1 protein-coding gene is annotated in these 1,000 nt (G+C 44.5%); it reads left to right on the top strand.

The genetic code is table 11. From position 1 onward, the window contains the following. Positions 1 to 120: 120 nt before the first annotated feature. Positions 121 to 1,000, top strand: an 880-nt coding sequence (locus A3761_RS18775; protein WP_068750681.1) for a patatin-like phospholipase family protein, incomplete at its 3' end; no start/stop codon positions are given.

The following is a 1,000-nucleotide window of genomic DNA, read 5'->3' as shown; positions in this document are numbered from 1 at the left end:
TAGTGCTTGTCCGCATATATGCCCTAGAATAGTTTTACTATTGAGACTTATCTATTCTTTGAGCGGAAACAAGCTGCTATCGCAGCATTCTTACAAAGTACATTATTTGGAATAATTAATATGACAGCAGGGGTGATTTTAACGGGTGGTGGTGCACGAGGCGCTTACCAGGCCGGTGTTCTTAAGGCAATTGCAGAACAGTTTCCTGGCTTTGACTATCCCTTTCCTGTCATTTGCGGCAGTTCCGCAGGAGCTTTAAACGCCGTGGGGCTAGGAGGAGGGGGTAAGATCTTCAGGCATAGTGTCGACAGTCTCGAAGATCTTTGGTTAAACCTTAGCTCTGATAAGGTATACAAATCCGACTATTGGAATCTTGCAAAAAACCTAGGCCAGTTTGTTAGAGGTTTCGTCAGCGGAGATGGCATTGATGTGCCAGGCTCCATGTTCAATAACGCCCCCTTAAGAGAGCTATTAAAAAAAGAAGCTGATTTCGGACAACTCACAACCAACATCAAGAAGCACGACATACAGGCAGTTAGTGTGACAAGTTGTGGTTATCGAAGCGGCCAAAGTGTTAGTTTTTTCCAAGGTGAAGACCACCTTACTGGTTGGCAATCAGGGAATAGGGTGGGCGTTAAAACAAAACTAACGCTTGATCACCTCATGGCTTCTTCTGCTATCCCGACCATATTTCCACCAGTCAAGATACATAGAGAGTACTTTGGCGATGGTGTTGCTCGTAATATGGCACCGCTTAGCCCTGCAGTTCACCTTGGTGCGAATCGAATTTTGGTTATTGGTGTTAGCGCGAACCTCACCAATCGTCATATTCGCAAGGAAAGTAAAAAAGAGCCAAAGCGACCCTCTATCTTAGAGCATGTTATAAACGGAATGTTTATTGATGTTGTAGAAAAGGACGTTGAAAAGGTCGCTGTCATCAACAGCCTTTTAAAAAGAGTTGAGGACCCAGAAGCAGTCGCCAACGATTTGGGATTAAGGT

The sequence above is a fragment of the Oleiphilus sp. HI0123 genome (genome assembly GCF_001635315.1).
The sequence above is the reverse complement of the archived record's forward strand: the minus strand, read 5'-3'. Positions and strand labels throughout refer to the sequence as shown.